We start from the raw sequence: 25,100 nt of genomic DNA, 5'->3' as shown, positions 1-25,100 counted from the left end.
TCACCATCACCCAATTTAATGTGAGAGAAAACCATGGCACAAACCATTACCAAAGGCATTAAAGCCCTAAAAGAAGAAGCCTACCAAGTCGTTGAAGATATGTCGGTAGAAGAAGTAAAAGCGCTATTCAATGGTAGCGACGACAAGCAAAACACACTTGATGACTACGTGTTTGTCGATGTGAGAGAAGCCGAAGAAAGAAACAAGCTTGGCATTATTCCCGGCGCTTTTACTTGCCCAAGAGGCATGTTGGAATTCTTGATTGATCCAGAATGCCCCGCTCACAATAAAGTATTCAACCAAGACAAAACCTACGTGTTTTATTGTGCCCACGGTTTGCGTTCTCTTTACGCTGCCAAGATGGCCTCGGAGATGGGGTTAAAACCCGTTAAAAACCTCGCAGGTGGCTTTGCTGCTTGGGCGGAGCAATCAGGTGACATTGAAATGCCAACTCAATAAACATCCAACTCAATAAAATCGTACTGAGTTAAATCGAGCGTAGCGCTCAACTGTCCTACGCTAATTCCTGCTACTCAGTATGTATTCGAGTATCGATCCTGCCCGGTGATACTAGACGTTATATTCTGTGCTTGCCTCGCATTCACAGAATGTAATTCCCGAATAACCCACACATTCCCGCTGTCTCATTATTATTTTTCAAATAACTTGTCTTACTTTCACCCTCTATCCCTCGCCTTACATGAATAATTTAAGCTATTGATTTTTAGAAGTTAAAAAAATAAAGACACAACTACCCCGAAAGAAAACCATAAACCACAAGCACGCTTAACCTAGTTTATTTTCAATTAACTTAAATATACACACTTGCACGATTGTGCATGTGTATATATGATTCAACCTCTTTTCACTTGCTAGAGATTCCAATTGTGGATGCTAAATTAGTTATTGCGTTAAATGAGTTCTTTTATGTGGCCAAAGGTCTGGTCGTTATCATCGCCATTGTGTCGGTTCTGACTGGCATCATGCGAGAGTATATCCCTCAAGATAAACTCCAAGCGACGCTGACCAAACACGATAAATGGGGAACCTTATTGGGCGCGTTGTTCGGGATGTTGACCCCATTTTGTAGCGCAGCTGTGGTTCCGGTGACCATGGCAATGGCGTCGATGGGCGCATCATTAGGTACGGTGATGAGCTTCATCATCTCCGCGCCACTGTGTAACTTCATCGTATTGGCGATGGTGTACGCCGCGTTCGGATTGAAGATCACTGTGGTGTACTTCTTGGTGACCTTTACCGCAGCGGTTCTTGGTGGTTACTTGATTTCTAAATCTCCTTGGAGAAGCGAGATCAAACGTGGTGCTGAGCTTGAAGACACCAAAGGCAAAGGCAAAGGCAAAGGCTGCTCAGGTTCAAGCAATACCAAAAACACAGGCAACACTTGTGGCGCGGCTCCTTCTTCAACATCAAGAATGCACAATGCAATGGGCGGAGCTTGGGCTTTGTTTAAGCGAATCATCCCGTATGTATTATTGGGTGCGGCGATCAGTGGATTCTCGGCGGCTTACTTGCCAGCAGATTTGGTAGAGAAATACGTGGGTGGTGATAGCTTCCAATCTATCGTGGTCGCTTCCTTGATTGGTATCCCGCTTTACCTGCGTATCGAGATGGCGATTCCGCTGCTTAACGTGTTAATTGCTAAAGGAATGGGCTTAGGCGCAGCATTGGCACTAATTATTGGCGGTACTGGTGCCAGTTTGCCTGAAATCGCGCTAGTATCTGCAGTTCTAAAAAGAAAAGCCGTAATCGCGTTTGTAGGAATCGTCTTAACGACAGCCATCATTGGTGGCGCTATCTTCCAATACGTTGTGTAAAATCGGTTACTCAGAACAAAATAAAACTTCGCGCCGCTCATAGAGAGTGGCGCTACTCAGTTGGAAGGGTAAAACCATGATGGATGAAAAATACATTGATTCGCTAAAAGCCTTATCAGAGCCCAATCGACTGCGATTGTTCTGGTTGTTCCTGCATGTGGATGAATGCATGGCAGTGGCTGAAGCAATGGACATCATTGGTGAAACTCAATACAACGTGTCTCGTAATCTAAAAATGCTCTACAAAGCTGGCCTGCTCAACCATGAGAAAAAAGGCAAGTGGGTGTTCTACACCTTAAAAGAGCAAACCGCTCCGCACTGCAAAGCCTTGGTCGATTCAGTAAGACACTTGCCCGAAGACGATTTCAAAGAAGTGGTCAAACGCTGCTTGATTCGTTTATCAATGCGAGTCGATGGCGAATGTGTTGTCGGCCCAGACAGCGAGATTTGGCACAGCAAAATTAGCTAGCTCTCGATGCTCAATAGATAGAAGCTCGATAACAAAAGAGAGACAGCGAGAGACGCAACAAAGGGATGCCCAATATCAGTATCCCTATTGAAAATGGTGGTGTGAACTATGAATACCTACACTCAGCAAGAGCTTGATTCTATTCTTCAACAACACAAACTGTGGCTAGAAAACCAAGGCGGAGAAAGAGCGCAATTACGTAATGCCGACCTAAGCCACTTAGCACTTCAAAACCTAGACCTGCGTTGTGCCAACCTAATCCGAGCCAACTTTAGTGGTGCCGATTTATCAGGCACAAACATGAATGAGGCTGACATCACCTACGCCAATTTCAGCCACGCGAACCTGAACAACGCGACATTCCGTGATGCTGATTTGCGAAACGCAGACATGAGCCACGCACAAATGCTCAACGTCGATCTGTATCGCGCGGATCTATTTCGTACCGATTTCACTCACGCCAATCTCGATGACGATGCCCTCAACCGTGTCGACCCTAGCAACACCATCATCAAACTACGTAACCCGAACCAAGAATGTTTCGCGGCCTCGTTAGGCAAACAATAACCACGCAACTCCGTTCTATGGCTAAAGAGCCTCCCTGTTCTTTAGCTTGCTACTCTTCCGTTCCTGATAAATCTCGAATCCAAACAAAGTGCAGTTCGACGTCACTCTCACTCAAGAAAAACCCGCCAAACATCGATCCTAAAAAACGATCTTTAAAGATCTTGCGCCCCTCATTGTTGTTGTATATTATCCACACCATGAATTACAGACCGGATAGTCGGTTTGTAAATTAATTGAGTGATTCCCATGGACAAGAAGCAGCAAGCAATCCAAGCCGCGATTGAATTATTCGCGACACAAGGCTTTGAAAAAACGTCTATCGCACAGGTGTGTGAAACGGCGAAAGTATCGAAGGGTTTAGTTTTTCATCATTTCAAAAACAAAGATGATCTACTAAGACAAGTGTTTGTTCGCATGGCTGAAATCATTAGCGAAGTGGGCGAAAGTGTTGACCAATCGAGTGAAGGAATGTCGGCAAAAGAGAGGTTTATTAACCTTATCGAGCACATCTTCTTGTCGATGGCCGACCCACAACAAAAACGGTTTTATCAACTTGATTACCAATTGAAATGCCAGCCCTCAACAAGGTTGATATTGAAGGATCTGTTGGATGAACGATACCAGCAGATGATGACCTCTTTCGAAGTGATTGTTCGTGATATTCCAAACACTAACAGCGTTGTTGATGGCCACATGCTAATCGCCGATATCGATGGTATCGCACTCAATTACTTGTTCTCGGATGGTGATTACCCGTTAGAACAAATTAAAGAACGCTTCATAGCTAAGTACTTACTGCTGCTGGATTTATAAGTACCTCGCTTAAAAGCTCAATAAAACGTTGTTGGCTATCTAAAGCAATCAGATACCTGAAAACGCCAACGACAATTAATTTAAGTTAGGAATTTTTCAAATGAAAACCCCTTATGAAATTCAATACGAAGCTTTCGCCGCTGCAGGCGGGCTTTACGACGAACGCCATGCAAAACTGTACGCAGAATTTGCCGACGATCTTATTGCCGACGGCAGCTTTTCTATCGTGCATGAAGGCGTAGCACACGCATGCTATACCCCAATCACAATTGACGCAGCACCACACCTGAAGTGTTATGTACTTGCACCTTTAGCTGTATTGCCAGAATACCAAGGCAAAGGCTACGCGACTCGATTAATGGAAGAAGCCGAGAAACAACTCGACGCTGACGTTATCTTCGTGATGGGCGAACCGTTCCACTACGGCAACCGTTACAACACGCCACACAACGTGCTTCCACCAGTAAGAACACTTGCACCTTTAGAGTGTTGGTTCGCTAAAGCACTGACCCCTGGCGCACTAGACGGCGTGGGTGAATCTACCTCAAGCGTCACAGGCCCTTACGCAAGCGAGCTAATGTGGGGACACCCAAGCGAGCAGGTTTAAGGTAAATCAGATACGAAAATGGAACGCTCAGGCGTTCCATTTTTTTGGGATGGAGTGCAATACTTTTCCGAATTGAGAGCGTTGATATCGCGTGCGGTCAGGCTGACTTCGAACACCCTCCCCCTCTAACTCCCCCTCAAATCAAGTTCTTCAATCCCTTTAGATCTGCGACGAGGGGGAGAACCTTCTTTAGCGCTGAACGTACAGCTGCACATATCACGATCGGTATTCTGTTCCTCCCCTTTCCACGAACCACAATGGATCGAAGATGCTAGTTAAGGGGAGGTTAGGAGGGGATTTAGTAATGAGCTAACGCGGATTTGCCCCAAACCTTTTTAGAGCCAGCTGATTTTTAGGCAAGACTGAATAATGTTACTGGCAACAGCTTGTTGCCAAATTTCGGCATAGGCTCTTTAGTAATTATCATCTAAGTTAAGTCTTCATCACACAACTTGCGTGATGTACGGCATTGTTGCGTAAAAGAACAATCTTCTACCACAGCCTGATATTACACACTTAAGATTCATGACAACCTTATTGTTCAGTAAGAAACTGAAATAGCATTAAAATTCTCTACTGAATCTAAATATAGATACTGTGTTAATTTTCTATCGAGCAACAAATCCCATCCGCTCATAATAATTAATACTTTTCACAAAAAATACACACTATGATTTATAAAATCTCCAGCAGATTCTAATAAACTCAACTGAGAAAAAGTGATGAAGTTAAATCCGATCAAGTGTGCCCTACTAATAACTGCATTTGTAAGCACTGGCTACACTACCAGTGTATTAGCTCATGCTGACCATGTTCATGAACAGACACTACCTACAAGTGTCAGTAGTTCAAACCAGATGACAATGGAAGCAAGCAAATTGCTTGAAGCCTTAAGCAACGAACAATTAAACGATATATTGTATAAGTTCAGTGACAGTAGCAACCGAACTTATTGGACAAATGCTCCTGTTGATTCGCAAGCGAGAAATGGATTGCCTATTGGTCGTCTCTCTACAAAGCAACGCCACCAATTACATCAACTTCTGATCTCATCAACCAGCTCTCAAGGTTATTATAAAATCTGGGCAGCGATTCAAGGTGACAATCAACTCAAGAAAGAAGGCGAGAATCGCGAGCTAACCTCCGAGAAATTTTTTAATAAAAACCAAAGTCTAGGAGCAAACAACTACTGGGTTTCCTTTTATGGCGATCCCAGAAGCGAAAGTAAGTGGGGTTACATGCTCACAGGTCACCACTTAGCCGCCAACTTTACTGTTGTAGATGGAAAAGCTACTTTTGTTCCGATGTTCTATGGTTCAGATCCCGCTTTCATTAGCGAAGGTGCCGAAGCTGGTTACCAATTTTTGCCACAAGAGCGACGTCGAGGCTATGAGTTACTTAACAACTTAGATCCTAAGCAAAAATCGATGGCAATCATTAGTGACACAGTCCCTTTTACTAAATATGGAGCTAAAGACTTCTTTGGTCCAGGAAGCAAAGACAGTGAAATACAAAAAAGAGGGATTAGAGGCGATCAACTCAACCCTCAACAAAAAGAGCTTCTTTGGATTCTTATTGAAGAGTATGTTCATAACGCTGATCATGATGTGGCAGATAGCCAATTAGAGAAAATTAAAAATGATGGGTGGGAAAATATCTACTTTATGTGGATGGGCCCTAGTGACGGCAGCGAACAAGTATTTTTTAGGGTCAATAGTCCAAGTATTCTCATTGATTTTGTTGATCAACGTACGGGGTTCGACTGGAACACACACCCTCATACAATCGTTCGTGATCCATCAAATGACTACGGCGAGAATTGGTTGAAAACCCATATTAGTGAACACCACACAAAAGGGATAAGACCTGAAAAACAATAACTCAACTCGCAGAGTCAGTAGGATTCCCCACTGACTCTGTTCTGCATTATTGTAAATCACGACCGAGCATCTACCCCTATAAATTCCCAGTGATTATCTAATGATTGATATTGTGTAGTGGATGAATAATTTGGCTAAAAAATAAGAGGTTTCAAGATACTTTTTCTAATCTATTGAAGGCGTGCTAGTACAATTGCACTAACACGCCTTTGTCCAACTCCAATTTAGACGTCCAAAAAACAAAAAGGGATTGGTATCTCTACCAATCCCTTCCAAAGCTCTCTTAATACTTACAAGCTCTCAATTGCCTTTTGAACTGCAGGGCCAATCTGACGCTTGCGAGAAGTGACGCCTTCCAGAGTTAACATGTCGCTGGTTGGTTCAGCGTTGAAAGCAGACTTGATGACTTGATAATCGCTTTCATCCACCCACAGTAAATTAGCTTCTTTGTTCTTCGTGTCTGTGATTGAAAAGAACAAATGGTCTAAGCCGTTCTTTTCTTTATAAGACTTCATCGCTGACAAAAGCTCGTCTTTGCGGTCAATCAGTTGTTGAGCCGTTAGCGTTTCAGCAACACCGATGCCCACCTGTTTTCCACCGTACTTAAAATTCTTGTAGTCCAGAGTCAGAATGGTTTCAGAAGAAAGGTGGCTTAGATCTGATTTAGCAATCAACATCTGTTGACCGAAGTCTTCGATATCTGAAATGCCTGCAACCTTCGCCAACTTCTCTGCGTATTCACGATCATGATCTGTTGTAGTTGCTGATTGGAATACCACAGTATCAGAAAGAATGGCACCCAAGCCCACACAAGCAAGGTGTTTAGGTAAGGTCACATCGAGCTTTTCAGCGTTATCAGCCAAAATGGTTGCGGCTGAACCCCAACCTCGAATATCCATCTCGACAATCTGTGGTGTGTTAATCGGTGAACCACCAATAGCGTGGTGATCGACTACTGCCACAATGGATGCTTGATCAATAGTTGGCGCTAATTGAGTCACTTGGTTGAAGTCCACCAGCCCTACTCGATATGAAGAGTAATCTGTCTCTACACGTGGTGATTCCGCATTACAGTAGTTCAAGATAAACGTCGATTCAGGGTTGATAGGCTCAGGCACTGTAGCCGTACCGCCATAGATATGAGCCGCGAGCATCGCAGACATTACCGTGTCGCTGTCTGGGCTAAGATGCCCTGTCCATACGAGATCTTCACTGTTTTTATTGGCAGATTGTTGCAAGCTAAAAGCAAAACTTGCTGAGCTGAAAGACATGATTACGGCGGCAACGACAGGTGTTAGCTTCACGGGTATTTCCTTATTTGGATTCGTTTTAGAACCCCATAAGCTAGCCATCAAAAATTTCAGAACCGTGTCAGCGATGTTTCAGATTTACTTCAGTAAGTAACGAAATGTAATTCACCTTTCCTTTCCCATTGTTAGCCAAGTTACACATCATTTTGGATTAGGTCAGCTTTTCATTATTTCACAATGAATTTTAATGAAGCTTGGTGAACCGACATTTAAGCCACTGAACTAACTAGATACAAAAGATCCAATTCAAATTCTAAGAATTAAATAATCTAATTAAAAATTAACGCTAGGAAGGATCAAAAAAGGCTGCAAAAGCAGCCTTTATAGAATGTGTATGAATGTTATGCTCTTGCACTTCAAACGGAAAACCGAATGCTAAATAGGTTTAACTTGAACAGTTAGCCTCTGACAAACCAGATTCAGACGTACCACATTCCGTTTTATGAGTGCCGTCTTTATAACTTGTGAAACGCTCCCAGTCACCACTGCTACTATGGCTTGTCATTACTTGAGTTGGATTTGTACCAAACTCATTTTTTGTACGAGACCAGAAATCTGCACCGTGTCCTTCCTCACTATAGAAGTCGGTATCAATCACATTACGAACTGGAGTTAAGTCAGATGCCGTAATGGTGTCGGTCACACCAATTAAGTGACTGAACCCACTATCGTTACCATCGTCATAACTATGATCTGAATAACTAATAAGGTCAGAGCCATCATAATCTTTAGTTACTAAAGCCTGAACCGTGAAAGTATTAGTTAAAATAAGGCTACTACAATCGCTCCAGTCTCCAGCTTGACCATAGACAGTGTTACGAACACCTGACGAATCCTGAGAGATCGTTTCAAGCCACTCACTTACTGAACAACCATAGGCATTACCCGCAATTTCCATAGATATCGTTTTCTCAATATTTACGCCATCTCGAACTGTAGTTTCCATAGTATTCTTATCATGCAGCTGAACTTTATTATTGAGGTCACCCGACATCTCATGAGTTTCTGACTCAAAGTTACCGTTAGACATTTGCACGAATTGGTAGCGATACCAGGCATCCTTATAGTTGTTATTAGAACTATCCCATTTGCCCATGAAGTATTCGACCCAAGCAAAGTCTGCTTCTGGGTATTGATTGATTAGTTCCCGTGTATCTGCATATGACTTTTGTAATCCGGGAACAATATCTTGAGCGATTTGATGCACTTCATCATTGCCAGACTCAATATAATCACCATACAATTCATCTACTGTGATGTTGTAACGACGAGCAACGTGAAGTTCTTGCTCAATTAGACGTTCAGCTATGTAGTCTCTCAGCTCTTGTTCTTCTAGCAAAGACTCACAAGAAAGCTCCTGAGAAGTGCTTTCGCGTAACTCTTTTTCTACTTCATTCCAAACCACAGAGGTTAATGGTGTTAAGTTGTATAGCTCTTCATCTGTACTCAACGCATATTGAGGAGGTATCACCATCGTATAAGCGTCTTCAATTGGAGTATCAGGAAAATCAGTATCGATAGCACCTTCCGGAACATCTACCACAATAGGAACATATTGCGCGCACTCACGATAAGTTGATGGTATATCTAAACTAAAATCGCCCTGTTCTTTAGTGACAACATTAGGTTCATTGGCATCCAACTCATTATTGAAATTCAGGTCGAGATAAACCGTAGCCCCAATAATATAGCCATCAATAACCTTTCCTGAAATAGAGGAAATATTGGAATCTCCCCCACTGTTGTCACTGCTGCTACCACTACTCCCACCGCAACCAACTAAGCCAACGGCAAGCCCACAAAGCACAAGCTTTTTCATTTTCATTTCGATCGATACCTAACGGTTAATATTGTTATTGTTTTCAAAGTAGGCTGACACTTACTCGTGAAGCAATATATAGATTTTCAATGGGACCGTATGATGTATTGATCACATCGCGATAAAAATGAATGTAACTTTATCTAGTGCAATTATCTGTTATTAATCATCTATTTCTTACTACTTGAAACAAAGTTAAGAATGGTCCTAAACAAAAAAGGATTGGCATCTTTGCCAATCCTTTTAGATTCACTCAAGTGAAGACCTTCTCAAAGCTGAATATGCTTAGTACTTATAGAGTTATGTATTCAGTTCCTCCCCTTTCCATTGCTGGTAAGGGATCGGAGATGTAAACCAAGGGGGGAGGCTAGGAGGGAATTCTAATGCTTGTACCTAAAGGTATTGCTGTCATCAACAATCTCGATTTTGACAGGTACAGTGCCTTGCTTAACATTGCCTATTTTTGCAAATGCCTTATGCGAAAGGTCGATCACTCGGCCTTTTACGTAGGGGCCTCGGTCGTTAATTTTCACATCAACAGACTTATTATTAGCGGTATTGGTCACTCTCACGATCGTGCCGAAGGGTAAGGTTTTATGAGCCGCAGTATTCGCATTCATATTATACGTCTCACCACTTGCAGTTAGCCTTCCATGGAATTTATCGCCATACCAAGACGCTTTACCAGCAATAGCATGTGACTTGGCATATTCCTTTGTTTTAGAACTGCCGATAGCCGACGTTGAGGTGCAACCAGCTAATATCATAAGAATAAGAGCGGTAAAGATAATATGTAGTTTTTTCATGTGATTTGGGTGCGCTGATCTCTGCATGTTTCTCTATTTTCGTTGTTATTGGTGAGCAATGTAGTGCTGAGTATAGTCACTGCTCAGCCAAGGCTACCATTCGGTATGATGGCACAATGTTTTCATGAACAACGCTTTATTCCGTCATATTTATGAAAGGTTTTATCTTCAAAACGTCAACTTTAACAACGCCTTAAATCTGTATCTTTCTTAATCACTTGATGTAGATAAGTCACCCAGCCAAACATCCAAATACAAAAAAAGGACTGGTATCTCTACCAATCCTCTTTAGGGGGTGTTTCGGTTTTCTACCTTATAGAAGGCAGTAACTCGATTACTCGTAATCAGTCGCGTATGTATCTTCGTATGTGTGCGAGCAAGGTTTGAATGCTACACCTCATAAGTATTAATTCTGATCAATAGAGTGCCTAATTAAAATACACTAACTACAGTCCTGCATAATCATCGACTTCAATATCTCTCTAATAGAAGTGAATACATTGTCAATAACACCAACATTCTGAATAATATCAACATTTTCAACCCATCCTAGATGTTCATGTTCTAAGACTAAAGGAACTAATTTCCCTTCTTCAACTGCCGACTTAGCAATAGGTGCAGGCAAAATTGTCCAACCTAAAGAAGCTTTAGCCATCTCTAAGAGAACATAGTAGTTATCGGCATACCAGATATCAGGAGAAATAGGTAACTGTCGAAATTTGTTCTCATTATTCTTAGATTCTATTTTCAGCTGTCTATGTAGCTTTAATGAGTCTTTAGTAAATTGAACACTTCCAGCTAAGGGGTGTTGTGAGCTCACATAAGCCTCGAATTTAATTGACCCTATATTCTCAGAGTTCATTTTATTCGGTTGTAAATGCTGACTGAATACAACACCCACCTGTGCTCGATCGTTAGACACCAGTTCTAAAACATCATGACTATTAGCAATAAGTACTTCGAGTTGTAACTGAGGATAATTGTTAACTAACTTGGGGAGTAGAGCGGCTAGTTGCGTATATGGAGCTCCTTCATCTAAGGCAATGGTAACCTTTTTCGACTCATTTACACCGAGTGCTTCCAATTGCATCTCAAGCCGATTGTGTTGCTCGACAACAGCTAAGGCATATGGAAGCAAGTTCATTCCTGCTTCGGTCAACTGAGGATAGCGACCAGTTCGATTAAACAAGATCTGATTACAATCAATTTCCATATTAATAATATTTTGACTAATTGTAGATTGTGCTTTGCCTAGCTCTCGCGCTGCTTTAGAAAACGAGCCAACTTTCACTGTAGTCGTAAAAGAAAGCAGTTGCTCCAAGTTCAACATATCGTCCCAACCGATGGATTGTAATTTTCATAAAGATTAAAGGTCAGTGATAATTCTTGCAATAGCTTTATCAGACTTACTAATTTTTGGAGAATTAAATGAATGTACTAGGTTATCTACAACGGCTCGGCAAAGCCCTAATGTTGCCTATCGCCACCCTCCCAATTGCCGGGATTTTGTTACGCTTGGGGCAACCCGATGTATTTGATATCCCTTTCATTGCAGAGGCGGGCAATGCCATTTTTAGTCAGTTGCCGCTCTTATTTGCCGCAGCCTTAGCCGCAGGCCTGAATAAAGATAATGATGCAGCAGGAGCGATTGCTGGTATTGTTGGCTACTTTGTATTGACCGAAGCTCTTGCTGTTTTGGACCCGAGCCTAAATCTAGGTGTCTTTGGTGGCGTCATTATGGGTATAACTGCGGGCGAGTTATATCGTCGCTTCCATACTATTCGCCTTCCTGAGTTTTTAGGGTTCTTTGCTGGCAAACGGTTTGTTCCAATAATCACCGGAGTGAGCGCATTAGTGATAGCTCTCATCATGAGTGTTGTATGGCCGACAGTCAGTTCCGGTATAGACATCATGAGTAATTGGATGCTTGAGAGTGATATTGGAGGTAAGTTTGGTTATGGCTTCGTTAATAGGATGCTGTTGCCCATTGGTTTACACCATATTCTAAACTCAATTGTTTGGTTTGGTATGGGCGAATATGAGGGTGTTACAGGTGAAATGCTACGTTTTGCTGCAGGTGACCCATCAGCAGGCCTAATGCTATCTGGTTATTATGTCGTGACTTTATTTGCTCTACCTGCTGCCTGTTTAGCTATTTACCAATGCGCGCACAAAGATAAAAAAGCTGCAGTTGGTGGAATGTTAGCCAGTATCGCGTTTACCGCATTTTTAACAGGAATAACAGAACCGATAGAATATACATTCATGTTCTTAGCACCAGTTTTGTACTTCTTCCATGCAATATTAACTGGTCTAGCATTAGTTATAGCTGCTGCACTTAATATTCATATGTCATTTGGCTTTTCTTCTGGCCTAATTGATTACTTCATTTTCTTTAATGCACCTGCCGCCAATAATGCATGGATGCTACTTCCACTGAGCCTAGTGTTTGCACTTATTTATTACACACTATTTGTATTTGTAATCAAACGTTTTGATATCAAGACACCAGGCCGAGAAGATGAAGTAGAAGCAACGGTTGTTGCATCAAAAAATGAAGATGAGTTAGCACAACAATACTTATTGGCCTTAGGTGGTAAATCTAACTTAGAGTCAATTGATGCATGTATTACTCGCTTACGTTTAACGCTTATTAACCCAAGTTTAGTTGACGAAGATACGTTGAAACAACTAGGGGCAAAGGGAGTCGTCAAAGTGGGTGAAAAGAATTTACAAGTAGTTCTGGGACCCCTTGCAGAAATTATGGCTGGTAAAATGAAAAATACGTCAGCTTAACGAATCAAAGGGAATTCCCTCCCCTTTGTTGCACTCTAGTCAAGTGCGGGAGGGCTAATCAGCCCTCCGATTCAGGTGGTCATTTTATGGCCACCTTCTTCACTCTAATATCTTCAAAACGGGACACAAAAAATGTATGGTCCGCCCCGTTATTGCAACTACAATTAAGTAATAACGGAGTTGGTTTGCGCTAATGTATTCGGAGTCCTTGTTGGGAGCACTAGCTTCCCAGCTCCACGATGATATCCGCGCCAGATTATCCTTAAAAAGCCCAAAGCATTGGTTGCTATTTTTTGTGTCAGGTTCTTAATCTGGCCGATTGACCGTTTTTGTCATCACGTTCATTGGCGTTGCAAACTTGGTTATAGCTAAACAGCCTTAAAAGCTTGGCGGTGGTATAACACCGCCCAAGCTATCCTTACTAACTTGTTGGCTAATGCGACTACCACTACATTAAATGGTTTGGTGGCTCGTAGGTTCACAAGCCACTCTCCAAACACTTTCCCTGTCGTCTCTAGTCTAGAGAGTACAGCTCTTGCCCCATGGACAAACAGAGTCCTGAGGTGTTTATTCCCTCGTTTACTCATACCAAGTAGTTTGGTCTTTCCTCCCGTTGAGAATTGCCTTGGCACAAGCCCCAACCAAGCCGCCATCTCACGGCCATTGGTAAAGTTACTCGGAGAGCTTACATCGGCAAGACACAATGTGGAGGTAAGATCGCCAATCCCAGGGATAGTTTTTAATAATTGAGCACTTTCGTTGTTATTAACAATAGTTTGAAGCTTGTTATCTTGAGTTTTGATTTGTTCATTAAGGTACTTGTAATGTTCGTGGATAGATATCAATTCACATAGCAAGCTTTTGGGTAATGAGACGGTTTGTTCTGCTAACCATTGAAACAGAGACTTCATCTTTGCATGCCCTTTGGGAAAGCTAAGGCCGAACTCAAGTAAGATCGCTCCGATCCGCGACATAGTGGCAGTTCTCTCCTTGATATAACTATCTCTGACTCGATGAATCGCTGCGATGACTTGAGCCTCTTCACTTTTTACAGCTACAAACCTCATGGTCGGTCGACCCGCAGCCTCTGCGATCGCTGAAGCATCGATGAAATCGTTTTTATTGCCTTTGACATAAGGCTTAACATACTGAGGAGGAATAAGTCGGGGTTGATGCCCAAACTCACTACACTTTCGAGCAAGCCAATGAGCACCGCCACAGGCTTCGAAAGCAATAGTTGTTGGTTCTATTTTTCTAAGAAAGATTAAGAGTTGGTTACGATTAAATTTACGACGAAGCACCTCCACTCCACAACGGTTATGTGCGATAGCATGGAAGCAATGTTTACCTAGGTCGATACCTAAAATATGAATAGAAGACATATGGTTCACCTCATTCTGAGAGCCTACTCTAAGCTTAAGGGCTTGAGAGTGAGGCGGACCATATAATTAAGGACTGGTATCTCTACCAATCCTCTTTAGGGGGTGTTTCGGTTTTTCTACCTTGCGTCAGGTAGGTAGCGCCAATTACTCGTAATCAGTCGCGTATGTATCTTCGTATGTGTGCGAGTAGAATTCGAATAGGTTGCCAAACGGGTCTTCTAGGTAAACCATTTGTGCTTGTTTTAGTTCGTCTTCTGGGTGGTAACGGTGAATATCCATGCGTACCTTACCGCCAAACTCTTCAACGCGCTTGATAGCTGAATGAAACTGCTCTTTTGGAAGCTGTAGACAGAAGTGGAAAATGCCTAGGCGAGAGAAATCAACGTTATGACGCTCTTCACGGTCAACCATTTCGAACAGCTCAACACCGATACCGTCTGAAGTTACTAGGTGAGCAATGTTGAAGCCTTTGAAGCCTTCGCCAAATACTGCAATACACATACGGCCGATTGCTGATTCGCGCTCTTCCATCACTTTGGTGTTGTTCATTACAACTCTTAGACCTAGCGCTTTAGTGTAAAACTCAACAGCTTGGTCCATGTCGCCTACCATGATGCCTACGTGATTCATTTTCATAACTTTCTCCAATTCGTTTTTTATTCTGTGCTTTGCGAAGTCTAGCTTCGGTATTTCGTTTCGATGAAGAGAGTATAGGGAGAGACCTTAATCAACTGAAATTATCATAAATTATATTAATGATAATTTTTCGTTATTTATAGATTAATAGGATATCTCAGCTCACTTAAAGAAACACTGTCTACGTCGATGTTCGCGCTATACATAGATACTCACCACTATAAATCGCTGCTCACGCTAATAGAGATAAGCCAAATGTAGAGGACAGCTTAAAGAGCATAGCTCCTCAAATGGGTGATGCTGATGTTTGATGGCTTTTGCCAATAGTTTTTGTTGATAGCTTTTATCGATAGCTTTCTTCTATCAAAGATAGGATTTGCCTATTGAATCTATAGAAATGTCCGATTTCACTAATTTACGGTGCAGATGCAATATATCTCCATCGACGCGGGATAGCGTTAAACACTACAAATTAGAAAGAGAGTCCAACATGATCAACACAGAAATCAAACCATTCAACGCAACAGCATTCAAAAACGGCGAATTCGTAGAAATCACTGAGCAAGACGTTAAAGGCAAGTGGGCTGTATTCTTCTTCTACCCAGCAGACTTCACGTTTGTATGTCCAACTGAACTAGTTGACCTACAAGAAAAATACGCAGAGCTTCAATCTCGCGGCGTAGAAGTTTACTCAGTATCAACTGACACACACTTCTCTCACAAAGCATGGCACGATACTTCTGACAAAATCGGCACTATCGAATACTTCATGGTAGGTGACCAAACTGGCAACATCACAAACAACTTCAACGTTATGCGTGAAGGTCAAGGCCTAGCAGACCGTGCTACGTTCCTAATCGACCCAGAAGGCGTTATCCAAGCAATGGAAATCACTGCTGAAGGTATCGGCCGTGACGCTGAAGACCTACTACGCAAGGTTAAAGCAGCACAATACGTAGCCGCTAACCCAGGTGAAGTTTGCCCTGCTAAATGGAAAGAAGGCGAAGAGACTCTAGCTCCATCTCTAGACCTAGTAGGTAAGATCTAATCTAAGCCTATCTAAAAAGAACAAATAAAACAGTTCTACAGGCGCGCTTCGGCCCCCCTCCTAAAGGGCAGTTGCGCGCCACCCTTTCAAACCATCAACACCACAATATTTGCCGACTTGCGCCCCCTTTTTATTTTCCTTTTTCAGCAAGAAGGTATTGGTCAATACCAAGACACAGAATTTAAGAGCAGGCACGATTATGTTAGATCAAGCAATGAAGCAGCAGCTAAAAGCATACCTAGAAAACCTAAAAACCAATGTTCAGTTAGTGCTGAGCCTTGATGACAGCGATACCGCAAACAAACTGCAAGACCTAGCGAATGATATCGCTTCTCTCACAGACAAAATTGAAGTGACTCGAGATGACAGCGCAAGCACTCGCAGCCCTATCATGCAGGTCGTGAATAAAGAGAAAGGCACTGCGATCGGTTTCGCGGGTTTACCAATGGGTCACGAGTTCACCTCATTGGTACTGGCACTGCTTCACAGTGGTGGTCACCCAATCAAGCTTGAAGCTGACGTAATCGAGCAAATTAAAGAATTAGATCAAGAGCTTAATGTAGAAATCTTCATCTCATTATCGTGCCAAAACTGTCCAGAAGTGGTTCAGGCATTCAACATGATGTCGGCGATTAACCCTCTGGTTAAGACAACCATGATTGATGGTGCAGCATTCCAAGAGGAAGTGAAGTCTCGCGACATCATGGCAGTACCAAGCGTGTTCATTAACGGTGAGCTATTTGGTCAAGGTCGTATGTCATTAGCTGAAATCCTTAACAAAGTTGATTCAGGCGCTGCTGAAAAGAAAGCAGCAAACCTCAACCAACAAGCACCATTTGATGTGTTAGTTGTAGGTGGTGGCCCTGCAGGTTCTTCAGCGGCTATCTACGCTGCACGTAAAGGCATTCGCACGGGTGTAGTTGCTGACCGATTCGGTGGCCAAGTAATGGATACCATGGCAATTGAGAACTTTATCTCAGTGAAAGCAACAACGGGTCCTAAGTTGGTGGCGAGCCTAGAAGAGCACGTAAAAGAGTACGGTGTTGAAGTAATGACTGAGCAACGTGCTGCAAACATCATTGCTGCAGAAGACACGGAAGATGGCTACATCCACGTTGAGCTAGAGAGCGGCGCAACACTGCGAGCTCGCACGGTGATCACAAGTACAGGTGCACGCTGGCGTGAAATGAACGTTCCGGGTGAACAAGAGTACCGCAACAAAGGCGTTGCTTACTGCCCACACTGTGACGGTCCGTTGTTCAAAGGCAAGAAAACAGCGGTTATCGGCGGTGGTAACTCAGGTATTGAAGCCGCTATCGACCTAGCGGGTATCGTGGAACACGTAACCGTACTTGAATTCGCAGACACACTGCGCGCTGACCAAGTACTTATCGACAAAGCGAACGCGACGCCAAACATCGAAATCATCAAGATGGCTCAAACCACACAAGTATTGGGTGATGGAAATCGCGTAACCGGTCTGGAATACAAAGACCGCAACACTGACGAACTGAAACAGATCGAACTCGCGGGTATCTTTGTTCAAATCGGCCTAATGCCAAACAGCGAATGGTTGAAGGGAACGAAGGTAGAACTATCACCACGCGGTGAGATTGAGATTAACGCTCATGGCGCAACATCAATGAAAGGTGTATTTGCGGCAGGCGATGTGACCACAGTGCCTTACAAACAGATCATCATTGCGATGGGTGAAGGTGCGAAAGCAAGTTTAGGTGCGTTTGACCACCTAATCCGTAACTCAGCTCCGGTTAAAGAGGCTGAAACCGCTTAATCTTTTAAGCAAACATTCCTTAAAACGTTCTTGTTAACTTACGAGTTATTAGTAACTTACTAATTATTGTTAACTACTTAGTCGATTTTTAGACACCACTCCTATGGATTTAGGAGTGGTTTTTTTATTTGTAGCGACGCTTTATGCGGGTTGATAAAGCATAAAGGCAACCACTAGTGCGAGACTTCCGCCCAAACAACGGTTTACCACCATCATCTGTTTTGGTGATTGAAGCAGCTTTTTAAGCATCGTACCGCAATACGCCCACACCAACATGCACGGTACGCCCGTGATCACCATGCCAGCAATAATGGTCACCACTTGAATCAGATAGTCTGCGTTCGGAGTGATGAACTGAGAAAACACAGTTAACGAAGCAATCCAACCTTTAGGGTTTAACACCTGAACCAACACACCCGACACAAAGCCCGAACGGTTATCGGTGGTACTCTCTTCGATTTGCATATTGGCAATCGACCACGCCATGAACAGCAAATAAGCCGCGCCCACGTACTTCAAAATGTTGTATAGCTCTGGGTAAAGAGTGAATAGGCTCACCAAGCCGACACTGGATCCTGCCAGTACGATGATGATGCCAAAAGCGTTCCCAGAGATAAAAGGCAAAGTTGCAGCAAACCCATAACGACTTGAAATCCCAAGTAATGCGATATTCCCTGCCCCAGGTGTAATTGCAATCGATGTTGAAAATAGCAAGAACGCCAGCATTAATTGAGAGCTCATTTCCTCTCACTCCTAATAAGTAAAGTATTGATAGGGAGAGAGTTTACAGATTCGACTAGGAATTAAATTGCTATATAGGCTAATATTAATGCAAATTTGAGCAAGATTTTTCTAAAATAACCATGAAACAGAAAGAATCCACCAAAGAAGTGTTAGATGACACAGATATCGCCATCTTAGGACATATCCAACAAGACGGTCGCATGAGTAACAGTAAACTCGCCGAGAAGGTAAACCTCAGCGAAACCCCATGTTGGCGCCGTTGGAAACGCATGGAAGAGACAGGCTATATCGACGGTTATGCCGCCAAGCTCAATCGCAAGAAATTAGGCTTTCATGTAGCAGGTTTTACCTTAGTGACACTAGGCAACCACGAAGTTGAAAACACAGAACCATTCGAAGAGTTTGTTGCCGTTACCGATTGGATTCCGATGTGTCACTGTATTGCAGGCGGTGCCGACTACATGGTGCAAGTGTTAGCAAAGGATTTGGAAGAGTACTTCGAGCGTATTAGCTCGATTCGACGAGTGAAAGGCGTGAGTGCGATTCAATCCAACATCTCAGTAAAAGAACTGAAAAACAGCTATCAACTCCCTCTTGAAGACTAGTTCACTTCTCCTGACAGCCCTTTTCTTTCAGCAAAACAAAAGCCCAGCTCCCTAGGTTTCTAAAACTCAGGGGCTGGGCTTTGTTTGAAACGAATATCGTTATTTTCGCTTTCTATTCACAAGGGTGAGCTAAATGAATCAGCGCTAAGCCTCCGAGAGACGTTTCACGATATTTCTTATTCATATCTTTACCCGTTTGGTACATGGTCGCGATGACCTTATCCAACGAGATCAAAGATTTACTATTGCGCTTCAATGCCATGCGAGACGCATTAATCGCCTTCATCGCACCCATCGCATTTCGTTCAATACACGGTACTTGTACTAAGCCACCAATTGGATCACACGTCATACCGAGTGAGTGTTCCATCGCAATCTCTGCGGCAATACAAATCTGCTCGTTACTGCCACCGCGCAGCGCAGTCAAACCCGCAGCCGCCATAGAAGATGAAACGCCCACTTCACCTTGGCACCCAACTTCAGCACCTGAAATCGAAGCGTTGGTTTTGTACAAAATACCAATCGCACCCGATACCGCTAAGAAGTCTTTGAGTTGCTTGGTATCCAACTCTTTAATGAAGCGATGGTAATACATCAGTACCGCAGGAATCACGCCCGCGGCACCATTAGTTGGTGACGTCACCACTTGGCCACCAGCCGCGTTTTCTTCACTAACGGCAAAGGCAAACAAGTTAATCCAATCCATAATTTCCATTGGATCGTTTTCAACGGCTGCATTCGCTTCTAGCTTTTTCAATAGGTTTGGCGCACGGCGAGTGACGTTCAAACCGCCATCAAGAATACCTTCAGTCTCAAAGCCACGTTCCATACAACGCGACATCACACGCCAGATCTGGTCTGCCTTTTCCGCAATAGCATCTGCATCTTGGAAGGCCGACTCATTTTTCAGAATCATTCCACCTAGGCTCATGCCGTTGTCTTCTGCTTGTTTCAGCATTTCATCGGCATTCTTGAAAGGATAAGTCACCTCTACCGATTCAGTTTTAGTACCGTTTTGCAGCTCATCTGCAGTTGCGATAAAACCACCACCAATCGAGTAGTAGGTTTCATCGACAATTACCTTTCCAGCTTGATCAAACGCGGTAATCATCATGCCGTTTTCATGCAGAGGCAGATTGTCTTCGTGAAAAAGCATGTCGGTTTGGTAGTTAAAGCCAATCGCGTGGCTGCCACTCAATTGCATTTCACCACTGTCGATAGCGCGGCGCATCGCTTCATTAGCACTGGTGATCTTAATCGTGTCTGGCTTATTGCCAAGCAAACCCAAGATGGTTGCTCTATCGGTGTGGTGACCTATTCCGGTTAACGATAACGAACCATAAAGATCGACCTGAACACGCACCACCTCTGTGATTCTGTCTGCGACTAATTGAGTGAAATGGAAACCCGCAATCATTGGGCCGTTAGTGTGTGAGCTCGATGGCCCCACACCAATTTTGTAGATATCAAAGATCGATAACATAGATATACCAGTAAAGAATCGGTCAATTAAGAAAGAGCGGCATAAAGCCAATCAGGGATAACAGTACAAGCAGCGATCGTCACTACCGCAAAAACCAACAAGCCGTAGTGACTCGCGGTAGGCTTAGCGAACAAGTGCTTTTGCTTGGCGATAAATTCGTTTTGCTGCTGTGTCACCTCTCCCCAGAAACGGCTCACAACAACACCTAAAACTAAGAAAACCACCGTGCCAATTAAGGCAAACCAAGGCCAAGAGATGCCGCTGTATTTGGCAATAAATACCACTGCGACACTGCCGATGCTGCCCGCAATAACGCCTTTTTCATTCGCTTGCTTAAAGAACAACCCAAGGATGAAAGAGCCAAGGCGAATACCAACAAAAATTGAAGTTAGGCTGGCAATAGTTTTGAGTACAGACTCGTTAGAGACCGCCAGTAAAGCAGGCACAACAACCGAAGCGGCAGCAACGAGGCTCATTTTTCTTGCCACCGATTCATAATGCGCATCGGAGGCTGATTTACGGAAGAAGCGCTTATAGAAATCGAACGTTGCGACCGTCGCCATAGAGTTATAAGTGGAATCCAGTGTCGACATCGCCGCAGCCGACAATGCAGAAATCACAAGCCCAACAATGATTGGGTTAGTATGGTTAAACACGAAATCGAGAATCACTTCATTGCTGTTCTCAAAGCTGGTGTCTTGATAAAAGACACTTAGCAATACACCCATCACAGCAAAAAACAGATAGATGAAGAACGCGCCGTAACCACAAAGCAGCATGGATTTTTGCGCTGTCTGAACGTTTTTTGTCGCCAGTGTTCTTTGGATAATCAGTTGGTTAGTGCCATAAACGCTCAGGTGTAAAAAGCTCACCGCCACAACACCCGCCCACAATGTGGTATCGACACCAAGATCAAAATCGAGGTTAATGATATTCAGATGCTCAGGAGACAACACCTCCCCCGCATCGATCTTCATCAGCAATAAACCAAAGATCGCAATGCTGCCAATAATCAATACTGCCGACTGCAACATGTCTGTCCATATGACGGTTGAGATTCCCCCCGCATAGGTATACAAAGCGGTAAATAAACTGATGTAGATGATCGCCTCGGAGATACTCACCGGTAGCACTTGCACCAAGATCAATGCCACCGCATACAAAATCACCCCTGCCGAAATACACTGAACCACAATGAACACGATGGAATTGATCGTGCGAGCAACAACGCCAAAGCGGTGCTCTAAGTATTCGTAAATCGAGGTCAGGCCAAGTTTGTAAAACACTGGAACAAAGAAAACCACAGCGAAAAAGATCACTATTGGGTAATTCAGATGAACACTCATTGCTTCCATGCCAGAGCTATAAACCCAGCCCGGCATACCCACGAACGTCATCGCACTGATGTAGGTTGCAAGAATCGACACACCCGCCGTAAACCAACCAAATTGTTTTCCACCAGTCGAAAAGTCGCCACCAACGCTATAGCGCCTATTCACTAAGTAGCTGATAAACAATGTAGTTAGCACATAAAGAGCAATAACCACAAAACTTGAGTACGTAACCATTTTTAGATTCCGTTTATTGTATTCTTCTAATCATTCGCCGCCAATATTACTCAAAATTGGATATTTTCCCTCAAAAACCCACAGTAAGTGTGAGTATTGTCACTAATATAGACGAATAAACGCTCAAAACACCCCAAAAAGCCCAAACACACGATCTAACGGGATCCAGATCACTAAAATACACAAAATGGGTACGCACTCATTTTAAAATTGACTTTGATCACGGATCTAATAACCACAAAAACTCTATCATCTCTCCCGAAACGAAGACGGTGTGGTGAATATCAACAACCACTGCACAATAATCAAAACTAAAACCACCCTATATAAAATAAAGGTTTATCGGTCATGACTACTAAAAAACACATGAGCGAAGTTCCTATGATTCAAAGGGTAGCTGCTTATCTTGCAATTCTAGTCGGCTACTTTTTCTATTGTTATAACTTTGTAATTATTGACTACGTACGCCCATACATCGTTGATGCGTATGATGGTATTAACTTGGCGGATACCGCTCAGTTCTATACATGGCAGTCGGTTGGCGCACTTATTGGTGCCCTAAGCTGTGCATGGGTGGCATCAAACTTTGGTAAGAAATCGACTCTTATTGTCATCACTGCACTAAACGGTGGTGCAACCATCATCAACATGATGTTTACCGACTACGCGATGTGGGCAGCGATGCGTTTCATCATCGGTATCTCTTTGGGTGGTTACTTCACAGTAGCAGTAAGCCTGATGATCGGCCTATTCACACCAACCGTGCGCGGTAAGTTAACGGCATTCGCTTCTTCTATGTTTTCTGTTGCACTAATGGCAATGGGTGCGTACGCAGCATTCATTTCTAGCATCGACGCACCTTGGCAGAGCCTAATGTGGGTGGGTGGTATTCCTCCTCTAGTTGCTGCTGCACTGATGATCTTCATCCTGCCTAGCGACAAGAAAGTGATCGCCTACGGTGAAGAAGATCAAGCCGCGGCTGAAGCATCTAACGCACCAGCGAAGAAAGGTTCTTGGGGTGAAATGCTAAGCGCGCCTTACCGCAAGCTAACGATCACTTGTCTATTACTGGCTGGCCTTAACTTCTACGGCTACCAATTCTTCTCTGGCTTCGTGACAACGTACCTAAAAGATGTTCGCCAATTCGACGGTGCGACCATCGGCATCATCTTCTCTATCTCGGCATTCGGTTCTCTATTCGGTGCTTGGGTATGGGGTGCAATCGCCGATAAATACGGCCGTAAAGTGAACGCGTTTGGCTTCATCCTTGCGGGTGTTATGGCTTCAGTATTCTTTGTCGCACCAAGCGATGTGATGATCGGCAGCCTAAACATGCTGGCTATCCTAGGTCTTATCTACAACTTCGGTCTGTCTGCTTCTGCGGTATGGGGTGGTTACTTCTCAGAATTGTTCCCAGCTCACCTACGTAGCTTCGGTGCAGCTCTATTCCACGGCGGTCGTATCATCGGCATGTGGGCACCAATGGTGTTGGTATTCATTCAAGAGCGCAGCGACCTTGCGACAGCAATGTGGGGTTCACCAATCGTATGGATTGTGGCTGGTCTACTGTGGCTATCACTACCAGAAACATTGAAAGGCGGCATCTTCGACAAGAGCAAAAAAGCGGAAACAGCAAAAGCTTAATCCCCTTTAGTTGAAAACTCAAAAAGTTGAACGCCTCTAAAGACACGAAATAAACATCAATCCGGCTGAGTAGTCAGCCGGTAACAAAATCCAAATCGAGTCCTGTTCCGAATGTTGACTCGACAACACAAAGAGAAATTATTATGTCTAAATATCAAGAAGCTAAACGCATTGTTCGTGAATACTTCGATGCAATGGAAAACGCAACTCACGAGAACGTTGCTGAAGTTTTAAAAGCACACACTTCTGAAGATTATTTGTGGCGCGGTGTTTACCCATTCCGTGAGCAAGAAGGCGCACAAGCAGCAGCTGACGTATTCTGGGCGCCAATGATGAAGTCGATGACTCGCATGCAGCGTCGTCAAGACATCTTCATCGGTGGTAACAACGAAGTTAACCCAGATGAGATTTGGGTAATGAGCATGGGTCACTTCATGGGTCTATTCGACGCTGAATACCTAGGCATGCGCCCTACTGGCAAGATTATGAACGTTCGCTACGCAGAATTTAACTGTGTTGTTGATGGCAAAATCACTAAGACAGGCTTGTTCCTAGACCTTCTAGGCATGATGGATCAAGCGGGTTGCTACCCACTTCCACCATCAACAGGTAAGCACTTCGTTTACCCTGGCCCACGTAACCACGATGGCCTGTTGTTTGAAGATGCAGATCCAGAAGAAGGCGTTGCAACACTAGCGCTAGTAAATAAAATGGTTGATGACCTTTCAGCTCTAAACGACAGCGGCGCGATGGGTTGCCCACCAGAAGTACTAGCGAAAAGCTGGTCAAAAGACATGATTTGGTACGGCCCATGTGGTATCGGCGCGTCTTACACAATTCCTCGCTACCAACAGCAGCACCAACTTCCTTTCCGTAACAACCTGAAAGACAAGAAGTTCAACGGCCACGTTTGTCGTTTCGCTGAAGGTAACTTCTCTTGTTTCTTCGGTTGGCCAAACCTATCAAACACACCAACAGGTGGCTTCCTAGGTATGACTGGCGGCGAAGTACGCGCAAACATGCAAGTGGTTGACGTTTACTACCGTGACGGTGACAAACTGTCTGAGAACTGGGTTCTTATCGACCTTCCTTACTGGCTACAACAGCAAGGTCTAGACGTTTTCGAACGCACTTCAACCATCATGAACCCAACGCTGTAACTGTGTCCTATTGTCTATCTAGTCCATACCTACACTAGATAAACATGACTGCCGAGGGCTCCTTCTCGCCCTCGGCAACTTGCTCCACCCAAGATAACCAACTTGTGCCTAACGGATGGGCACACCCTGCCAAACC

At 43.7% G+C, this 25,100-nt stretch carries 22 protein-coding genes; 13 read left to right on the top strand and 9 right to left on the bottom strand.

What is annotated here, in order from left to right; all coding sequences use genetic code 11:
• The first annotated feature begins 33 nt into the window (after positions 1–33).
• The 7 genes from FLM53_RS13090 (at position 34) to FLM53_RS13060 (ending at position 6,171) form a co-directional block, all read left to right on the top strand.
• Positions 34–459, top strand: coding sequence for a rhodanese-like domain-containing protein (locus FLM53_RS13090; RefSeq protein WP_176681688.1), 426 nt, complete (start codon positions 34–36; stop codon positions 457–459).
• A gap of 428 nt (positions 460–887) precedes the next feature.
• Positions 888–1,835: a permease gene (locus tag FLM53_RS13085; RefSeq protein ID WP_176681689.1), complete on the top strand. Its 948-nt coding sequence runs from the start codon at positions 888–890 to the stop codon at positions 1,833–1,835.
• Positions 1,836–1,911: 76 nt separating this feature from the next.
• Positions 1,912–2,304: a metalloregulator ArsR/SmtB family transcription factor gene (locus FLM53_RS13080; RefSeq protein WP_008221742.1), complete on the top strand. Its 393-nt coding sequence runs from the start codon at positions 1,912–1,914 to the stop codon at positions 2,302–2,304.
• A 108-nt stretch (positions 2,305–2,412) separates the two neighbouring features.
• The gene (locus FLM53_RS13075; protein WP_176681690.1) at positions 2,413–2,871 is read left to right on the top strand and encodes a pentapeptide repeat-containing protein; all 459 of its coding nucleotides are present in this window, start codon (positions 2,413–2,415) and stop codon (positions 2,869–2,871) included.
• A 246-nt stretch (positions 2,872–3,117) separates the two neighbouring features.
• Positions 3,118–3,684, top strand: coding sequence for a TetR/AcrR family transcriptional regulator (locus FLM53_RS13070; RefSeq protein WP_176681691.1), 567 nt, complete (start codon positions 3,118–3,120; stop codon positions 3,682–3,684).
• A gap of 100 nt (positions 3,685–3,784) precedes the next feature.
• A complete protein-coding gene (locus FLM53_RS13065) occupies positions 3,785–4,291 on the top strand; it encodes a GNAT family N-acetyltransferase (RefSeq protein ID WP_102344704.1) in 507 nt (168 codons plus the stop codon).
• 722 nt (positions 4,292–5,013) lie between these two features.
• Positions 5,014–6,171 (top strand): DUF3500 domain-containing protein, encoded by a 1,158-nt coding sequence (locus FLM53_RS13060; RefSeq protein WP_176681692.1) that lies wholly within the window; start codon positions 5,014–5,016, stop codon positions 6,169–6,171.
• A 290-nt stretch (positions 6,172–6,461) separates the two neighbouring features.
• Here FLM53_RS13060 and FLM53_RS13055 read toward each other — a convergent pair whose 3' ends face one another.
• The 4 genes from FLM53_RS13055 to FLM53_RS13040 all read right to left on the bottom strand — a co-directional run bounded on the left by FLM53_RS13055 (position 6,462) and on the right by FLM53_RS13040 (position 11,436).
• A complete protein-coding gene (locus FLM53_RS13055) occupies positions 6,462–7,475 on the bottom strand; it encodes a manganese-dependent inorganic pyrophosphatase (RefSeq protein WP_176681693.1) in 1,014 nt (337 codons plus the stop codon).
• Positions 7,476–7,866: 391 nt separating this feature from the next.
• Complete coding sequence (locus FLM53_RS13050; RefSeq protein ID WP_176681694.1) at positions 7,867–9,306, bottom strand: hypothetical protein; 1,440 nt, start codon at positions 9,304–9,306, stop codon at positions 7,867–7,869.
• 374 nt (positions 9,307–9,680) lie between these two features.
• The gene (locus FLM53_RS13045; protein ID WP_176681695.1) at positions 9,681–10,133 is read right to left on the bottom strand and encodes a septal ring lytic transglycosylase RlpA family protein; all 453 of its coding nucleotides are present in this window, start codon (positions 10,131–10,133) and stop codon (positions 9,681–9,683) included.
• A 415-nt stretch (positions 10,134–10,548) separates the two neighbouring features.
• On the bottom strand, positions 10,549–11,436 hold the full coding sequence (locus FLM53_RS13040; protein WP_176681696.1) for a LysR family transcriptional regulator: 888 nt from the start codon (positions 11,434–11,436) through the stop codon (positions 10,549–10,551).
• Positions 11,437–11,534: 98 nt separating this feature from the next.
• On the opposite strand from FLM53_RS13040, the gene nagE reads away from it, so the two are divergent.
• Positions 11,535–12,902, top strand: coding sequence for an N-acetylglucosamine-specific PTS transporter subunit IIBC (gene nagE / locus FLM53_RS13035; protein WP_176681697.1), 1,368 nt, complete (start codon positions 11,535–11,537; stop codon positions 12,900–12,902).
• Positions 12,903–13,270: 368 nt separating this feature from the next.
• On the opposite strand, the gene FLM53_RS13030 is transcribed toward nagE, so the two are convergent.
• Positions 13,271–14,284, bottom strand: a complete 1,014-nt coding sequence (locus FLM53_RS13030; protein ID WP_176679423.1) for an IS110 family transposase — start codon at positions 14,282–14,284, stop codon at positions 13,271–13,273.
• A 144-nt stretch (positions 14,285–14,428) separates the two neighbouring features.
• Positions 14,429–14,920, bottom strand: coding sequence for a VOC family protein (locus FLM53_RS13025; protein ID WP_132982475.1), 492 nt, complete (start codon positions 14,918–14,920; stop codon positions 14,429–14,431).
• A gap of 490 nt (positions 14,921–15,410) precedes the next feature.
• On the opposite strand from FLM53_RS13025, the gene ahpC reads away from it, so the two are divergent.
• Positions 15,411–15,968, top strand: a complete 558-nt coding sequence (ahpC, locus tag FLM53_RS13020) for an alkyl hydroperoxide reductase subunit C (RefSeq protein WP_017629768.1) — start codon at positions 15,411–15,413, stop codon at positions 15,966–15,968.
• Positions 15,969–16,167: 199 nt separating this feature from the next.
• A complete protein-coding gene (gene ahpF, locus FLM53_RS13015) occupies positions 16,168–17,760 on the top strand; it encodes an alkyl hydroperoxide reductase subunit F (protein ID WP_176681698.1) in 1,593 nt (530 codons plus the stop codon).
• A gap of 141 nt (positions 17,761–17,901) precedes the next feature.
• On the opposite strand, the gene FLM53_RS13010 is transcribed toward ahpF, so the two are convergent.
• Positions 17,902–18,501, bottom strand: coding sequence for a LysE family translocator (locus FLM53_RS13010; protein ID WP_176681699.1), 600 nt, complete (start codon positions 18,499–18,501; stop codon positions 17,902–17,904).
• A 122-nt stretch (positions 18,502–18,623) separates the two neighbouring features.
• Here FLM53_RS13010 and FLM53_RS13005 point away from each other — a divergent pair, with 122 nt between their 5' ends.
• Positions 18,624–19,109: an Lrp/AsnC family transcriptional regulator gene (locus tag FLM53_RS13005; protein WP_019825927.1), complete on the top strand. Its 486-nt coding sequence runs from the start codon at positions 18,624–18,626 to the stop codon at positions 19,107–19,109.
• A gap of 112 nt (positions 19,110–19,221) precedes the next feature.
• Here FLM53_RS13005 and FLM53_RS13000 read toward each other — a convergent pair whose 3' ends face one another.
• A complete protein-coding gene (locus tag FLM53_RS13000; RefSeq protein WP_176681700.1) occupies positions 19,222–20,592 on the bottom strand; it encodes an L-serine ammonia-lyase in 1,371 nt (456 codons plus the stop codon).
• Between the two features lie 26 nt (positions 20,593–20,618).
• Positions 20,619–22,160, bottom strand: coding sequence for a sodium/solute symporter (locus FLM53_RS12995; RefSeq protein ID WP_176681701.1), 1,542 nt, complete (start codon positions 22,158–22,160; stop codon positions 20,619–20,621).
• Between the two features lie 348 nt (positions 22,161–22,508).
• On the opposite strand from FLM53_RS12995, the gene FLM53_RS12990 reads away from it, so the two are divergent.
• Together FLM53_RS12990 and FLM53_RS12985 are read left to right on the top strand one after the other, a co-directional pair.
• Positions 22,509–23,804, top strand: a complete 1,296-nt coding sequence (locus tag FLM53_RS12990; RefSeq protein ID WP_017629762.1) for an MFS transporter — start codon at positions 22,509–22,511, stop codon at positions 23,802–23,804.
• A gap of 143 nt (positions 23,805–23,947) precedes the next feature.
• Complete coding sequence (locus tag FLM53_RS12985; protein WP_017629761.1) at positions 23,948–24,964, top strand: nuclear transport factor 2 family protein; 1,017 nt, start codon at positions 23,948–23,950, stop codon at positions 24,962–24,964.
• Positions 24,965–25,100 lie beyond the last annotated feature (136 nt).

The sequence above is a fragment of the Vibrio sp. Scap24 genome (genome assembly GCF_013394185.1).
Classification (GTDB): Bacteria; Pseudomonadota; Gammaproteobacteria; order Enterobacterales; family Vibrionaceae; genus Vibrio; species Vibrio pomeroyi.
The sequence above is the reverse complement of the archived record's forward strand: the minus strand, read 5'-3'. Positions and strand labels throughout refer to the sequence as shown.

What these genes read in the sequence shown, in the direction of transcription:
- FLM53_RS13090 (WP_176681688.1), top strand. Translation starts at nt 34, where the DNA reads ATGGCACAAACCATTACCAAAGGCATTAAAGCCCTAAAAGAAGAAGCC.
- FLM53_RS13080 (WP_008221742.1), top strand. Translation starts at nt 1,912, where the DNA reads ATGATGGATGAAAAATACATTGATTCGCTAAAAGCCTTATCAGAGCCC.
- FLM53_RS13075 (WP_176681690.1), top strand. Translation starts at nt 2,413, where the DNA reads ATGAATACCTACACTCAGCAAGAGCTTGATTCTATTCTTCAACAACAC.
- FLM53_RS13070 (WP_176681691.1), top strand. Translation starts at nt 3,118, where the DNA reads ATGGACAAGAAGCAGCAAGCAATCCAAGCCGCGATTGAATTATTCGCG.
- FLM53_RS13065 (WP_102344704.1), top strand. Translation starts at nt 3,785, where the DNA reads ATGAAAACCCCTTATGAAATTCAATACGAAGCTTTCGCCGCTGCAGGC.
- FLM53_RS13060 (WP_176681692.1), top strand. Translation starts at nt 5,014, where the DNA reads ATGAAGTTAAATCCGATCAAGTGTGCCCTACTAATAACTGCATTTGTA.
- FLM53_RS13050 (WP_176681694.1), bottom strand. Translation starts at nt 9,306, where the DNA reads ATGAAAATGAAAAAGCTTGTGCTTTGTGGGCTTGCCGTTGGCTTAGTT.
- FLM53_RS13045 (WP_176681695.1), bottom strand. Translation starts at nt 10,133, where the DNA reads ATGCAGAGATCAGCGCACCCAAATCACATGAAAAAACTACATATTATC.
- FLM53_RS13040 (WP_176681696.1), bottom strand. Translation starts at nt 11,436, where the DNA reads ATGTTGAACTTGGAGCAACTGCTTTCTTTTACGACTACAGTGAAAGTT.
- nagE (WP_176681697.1), top strand. Translation starts at nt 11,535, where the DNA reads ATGAATGTACTAGGTTATCTACAACGGCTCGGCAAAGCCCTAATGTTG.
- FLM53_RS13030 (WP_176679423.1), bottom strand. Translation starts at nt 14,284, where the DNA reads ATGTCTTCTATTCATATTTTAGGTATCGACCTAGGTAAACATTGCTTC.
- FLM53_RS13025 (WP_132982475.1), bottom strand. Translation starts at nt 14,920, where the DNA reads ATGAAAATGAATCACGTAGGCATCATGGTAGGCGACATGGACCAAGCT.
- ahpC (WP_017629768.1), top strand. Translation starts at nt 15,411, where the DNA reads ATGATCAACACAGAAATCAAACCATTCAACGCAACAGCATTCAAAAAC.
- ahpF (WP_176681698.1), top strand. Translation starts at nt 16,168, where the DNA reads ATGTTAGATCAAGCAATGAAGCAGCAGCTAAAAGCATACCTAGAAAAC.
- FLM53_RS13010 (WP_176681699.1), bottom strand. Translation starts at nt 18,501, where the DNA reads ATGAGCTCTCAATTAATGCTGGCGTTCTTGCTATTTTCAACATCGATT.
- FLM53_RS13005 (WP_019825927.1), top strand. Translation starts at nt 18,624, where the DNA reads ATGAAACAGAAAGAATCCACCAAAGAAGTGTTAGATGACACAGATATC.
- FLM53_RS13000 (WP_176681700.1), bottom strand. Translation starts at nt 20,592, where the DNA reads ATGTTATCGATCTTTGATATCTACAAAATTGGTGTGGGGCCATCGAGC.
- FLM53_RS12995 (WP_176681701.1), bottom strand. Translation starts at nt 22,160, where the DNA reads ATGGTTACGTACTCAAGTTTTGTGGTTATTGCTCTTTATGTGCTAACT.
- FLM53_RS12990 (WP_017629762.1), top strand. Translation starts at nt 22,509, where the DNA reads ATGACTACTAAAAAACACATGAGCGAAGTTCCTATGATTCAAAGGGTA.
- FLM53_RS12985 (WP_017629761.1), top strand. Translation starts at nt 23,948, where the DNA reads ATGTCTAAATATCAAGAAGCTAAACGCATTGTTCGTGAATACTTCGAT.